Source organism: Pseudomonas rossensis (assembly GCF_039888995.1).
Lineage (GTDB): Bacteria > Pseudomonadota > Gammaproteobacteria > Pseudomonadales > Pseudomonadaceae > Aquipseudomonas > Aquipseudomonas rossensis.
The window spans coordinates 1-4,412 of the sequence record NZ_JBBWCB010000239.1; the positions used below are offsets into that span (position 1 = coordinate 1).

A 4,412-nucleotide genomic window follows, 5' to 3' on the forward strand; every position below is an offset into this window, starting at 1 on the left:
CGCATTCTCTTCGGCCTCCTGGCCTACGTCAGCCTGGGCATCGGTCTGATCGCTATCGTCGTACCCGGCTTGCCGACCACCGAGTTCATTCTGCTGGCCGCCTGGGCCGCGACTAAAAGTTCACCGCGCTTGAGTGCCTGGCTGGAAAACCATCGACTGTTCGGGCCGATCCTCTGTAATTGGCGCAATGGCAAAATCATCACGCATCGGGCCAACATCAGCGCCACCGTCAGCATGTTGTTGTGCGCCGCCTTGATGTTGGTCATGCTCGATCATGGCTGGCCGATTTACCTGACCATCGCGGGCATGAGCCTGGGTAATTTATGGATCTGGTCACGGCCAGAATCCATGCCGCAAACTTCCTGATACACCGAGTCGCCTGCATTCAGCTTGCCACTCACCGCTCTCATCCTCAGTCTAATTCCATCGCAAGATACAAATAAGGGATGGTCTGGGTACCATTGCTCAGGCGCCGCGTGGTGCCGTCGTCATGGGCGCCGTCATCGATGGTCACGGTGAAACCGGTGAGCGAAGGGTTGCAGGAGACTTCCAGCTTGCCGTTGCCGGCATCACTCAGGTCCCGCTGATCGCCACTTGCGCCTCCGCAGACAGTAGTAGAACTGTGCCAAGGGTCATCGCCACCCAACTCTTCATCGCCTTGCACCGATCCTGATTCCATCAGGATTCAAACATTGGCCGTCCGCTTGGGTTGCAGCCCCGGTGTCAGGGTAGTTGTCAGATCAAGTACAAGATTAAACGCGATTACCGTACCCGGTACACTGCGCGACAGCCTGGTGCCCTTGGCCGTCGTATTGGAACAGCAGACCTAATTGCAACCCACACAGATCCCCATACCCCAATTCACACTTCCACACGGGCTTGCAAAAGCATCAGTTGCAGTAAGCGCTAACTTAATTGCTTTCTATTTGCTTCTTAAGCTCATTCGATGCAATTACACTGTTTATAGGCAGGCTAAGTGATTGAGAAGTCCTATGCACAGGGGACTGGTCTGCAGATCGAGCCGTCACGGCCGAGCTGTTAGAGGGGGCTATATTTGCTTGACTTATTGGCTGATAACTAACCTGGCTTACTGGATGCATAATTCACCATACTTAAGAGGAATCGATGTTGGCTATTGAGTGGTGACGCTCCGGTGTGTAGTTCCAAAATTGGTTCTGAACGCGAGACCGCACCGCCCCGAATGCTTCGGGGTTGTCTACCTTTCTTCTGCTTTTGTGTAATTGTCAGTCTGACCAGGTATAGGCGGGCCTAATTGACGCAATAAATGCCAGTTAGCAGTAAGCGTCCGCCCAACTCACCTTGCGTAAGTCAGGAAGGCATCCACTGATGCGGCAGCAGTTGGTCGATATCGCTTGCCCGCTGCGTCGGCAGCCGCGTCAGCACATCTTTGAGATAGGCATACGAATCATGCCCATTCATGCGCGCCGACTGGATCAAACTCATGATCGCAGCTGCCCGCCTGCCGCTGCGAAGGGACCCGGCGAACAACCAGTTCGAGCGTCCAAGCGCCCACGGCCTTATCTGATTGTCGGGTAGTCAGACGCGGTCACCCGCGTCCAACCCCCTAAGAACCGTGCATGCGAGTTTCCCAGCACACGGCTCAAGCCTCCACAAAGGCACTGTTAAGCACCCGGCTACTCATCTTTAACAGTGGCATACTGCTGATCTCTGGGGCAACGCAGATGATAGATTTCAAGATTGACTGCCGCGCCAGTTCCTCCATTAGCCCGTTTCACGATGTGGCGAACATCCCACGGCGCGTCTTTGGTAACGGGCTTATGACAGGTGGAGCACAGGCCGTCTTGCTGCCGCCAGATCCGGTATAGCTTCGCGCGCCCCCGCATCGATCTGAGCATTTTCTTACCCCAGCGGGACTCGAAGTACTCATGCCAATTGGGGTCATGCGGATTGGCGGCCGCTTTGATCTTGATGTGCCGCACGATTGGCGTATCCGACTCCATCCGTAAGGTGTGTTCCTTCACCTTTCCCCCGGCGAGTTTTACAACGGTGGAAAACACCCACTGACGGGATCCTTGGACTTTAAAGTATCGGTCCTTGACCCATCGGACACCTTTGCGCGGATGCCTTCTCACTGCCCATCGCCAGAGCATTACCCAGACTTCGTGGTCTACCTGATTGAAGACTTTCTTGGCAGCCACATGGCTATGGTAGTTCGCCCATCCCCGTAAAATTGGGTTGAGTAGCCCTATCAAATTGACCTGTTTGGCTGCCTTGTTCGCCTTGATCACTTCTCGGATTTTGGCAAGGTGCGCCCTGATATTCGCTTTCGATGGCTTGATCAGGAGCTTGCCGTTGTACTTGCGAAGACTCCATCCGAGGAAGTCGAACCCATCCCTGATGTGCGTTATTTTGGTTTTTTCCGGGGAGAGGATGAGTCCACGTTCTGCCAGGAATTCAACCACAGCAGGTCTGACCTCATTCTCCAACCACTCTTTCGAACAGCCAGTGATGATGAAGTCATCTGCATAACGCACCACGCGCATCTTTCGGGCTGTCCACTTTGCATTGGGGAATTTCTTCGCCAGCATCGCTTCCAAACCATCCAGCGTCATGTTGGCCAACACCGGAGAAATGATGCCTCCCTGCGGGGTTCCGGTGTGGCTGGGGAATAGCTCGTTCTGGTAGACGTAACCGGCTTTGAGCCATTTCTGCAAAATCGCCTTATCCATGGGGATGTGGGCGATCAACCAGTCATGGCTGATATTGTCGAAACAGCCTTGAATGTCGCCCTCTAGAACCCATTCTGCGTTTGCTTTTCGTGACAGCACACCAAAGCATTGTGCGGCGGCATCCGCAGTTGAGCGTTCCGGCCTGAACCCATAGGAGTTCGGATCGGCGGTGGTTTCCGCGATCGGTTCCAAGGCCAGCAAATGCAACGCCTGCATGGCCCGGCATTTCATCGCGGGGATACCGAGAGGTCTCGTCTTGCCGTTTTTCTTCGGAATAAGGACTCTCCGAAGCGGAAGCGGCGAGTAGCCTCGCCTCTTCAGCGACGCTATCGCGTGGGTCTTGGTCCTCGGTGTGTTCCAATTGACCTTGTCCACGCCGGGGGTGTTTTTGCCTTTGTTTTCAGACACCCGTTTGACGGCCAATGCTTTGCCGCTGAACGAGTGAGTCAGCAGCCATTGCAGGGCTTTCGCCTTGTTATGCCTGCCGTCTTGTATAGCCTTCACAATACGCGCTTGCAGCCCTCTTACTCGACGTTGGACATCGGCCCAGTTGATGCCGTCCCACGCCATGCCAGAAGGTGCACACGCCAGTGTTGCTGCGCTCATTTGCTCTCCTTCCGTTGAAAGGGTTCTACATACTCTCTTGTGAGGAGAGACCATGAGGACGTCTGCCCGCTTTCGCGTGAAGTGATGTTTCAACTTCTATCCATCCCGTTACAGGATGGCGTTCGCTTTTTCCTCGTTCCTTTGCCCGCACCGCCATGGGCAATTTTTGCAAACGGCTGTCCCCAAGGGGAGCGATACGGGATTTCCACGTTCCACTTACACAAGTACGTCGGGTTAGGTGCCTGCTATCGACCGAGAGGCCTATGGGTCACGAACGCGTAGTCGAAAGACGCTGTTCCCACCTCCTTTACCATTTTGGTTCGAGCGTAAAAGCCATTTCCGCTCGTTCAACGTAACGACCGTTACCGCAGGTTCACATATGTTCACCATACCGACTATCTAGCACTCATCCGGCTATGGCTGCCAGAAGGGTACGCCTCTCGCGATTGATACCCCGCACCTCGCGGTGCCTCGTTACATTGTCAAAGGCGCTCTTGATTCAGCCTTCTAGATTCACCCGGTGACACGGGTGGTTCCCTTCAAGTGGGAACAACTTCTGTAAGCGACTTCGTGTCGCACTTCGACCGCGTTATTATCTATGGGCACAGCGCCGTCCTCGACATATCGAGTCAGTGCCGTCCAGCGCTTGAGGCTGTAATCCAGCGCTTTGGCAATAGCCGATCCTTCGGGCACAAGGTCGCGCTGGGCCAACATCCAGGTATGCAGTGCGTCGATAAGGGGTGCCGCTTTTTCCTGGCGTATTCGCCAGCGATCTTCGTCGGTCATCTCCCGCGCTTGCCGTTCAATTTCGTACAACCCGCCAATTGAGTGCAGCGCCTGTTCGGCTAGTTGGCTTTTGTTCGTCGCGTGCAGATCGAAAAACTTGCGGCGGGCGTGGGCCATGCAGCCGATTTCGGTGATGCCTTGCTGGAAGCTTGCTTTGTAGCCGCCATTATGTGTTGCGACACATAATGGTGGTTATGTTGCGGCCTAATTTATGTGATCCCGGCCGTGTCGATAAGCTTAATGCGTAGTAGCACCAGGTGATCGGCGTAACATAATTTTCAGCGTCTTACCGGCCTTCGTTGCCACGGG

At 54.7% G+C, this 4,412-nt stretch carries 2 protein-coding genes and 3 pseudogenes; 1 reads left to right on the forward strand and 4 read right to left on the reverse strand.

Translation table 11 applies throughout. The features are described from left to right. On the forward strand, positions 1-366 hold a 366-nt coding region (locus tag WLY71_RS29785), incomplete at its 5' end, for a YbaN family protein (protein ID WP_347806427.1). Positions 367-439: 73 nt separating this feature from the next. Here WLY71_RS29785 and WLY71_RS29790 read toward each other — a convergent pair. The 4 genes and pseudogenes from WLY71_RS29790 to WLY71_RS29805 all read right to left on the reverse strand — a co-directional run. After that, positions 440-565: pseudogene (locus tag WLY71_RS29790) on the reverse strand (spore coat protein U domain-containing protein); the annotation flags it as partial. A 764-nt stretch (positions 566-1,329) separates the two neighbouring features. Then, positions 1,330-1,551, reverse strand: a pseudogene (locus WLY71_RS29795) (transposase domain-containing protein); the annotation flags it as partial. A 104-nt stretch (positions 1,552-1,655) separates the two neighbouring features. Next, positions 1,656-3,317, reverse strand: coding sequence for a group II intron reverse transcriptase/maturase (ltrA, locus tag WLY71_RS29800; protein WP_347806428.1), 1,662 nt, complete (start codon positions 3,315-3,317; stop codon positions 1,656-1,658). A gap of 579 nt (positions 3,318-3,896) precedes the next feature. Further along, positions 3,897-4,265 (reverse strand): annotated as a pseudogene (locus WLY71_RS29805) (IS66 family transposase); the annotation flags it as partial. Positions 4,266-4,412 lie beyond the last annotated feature (147 nt).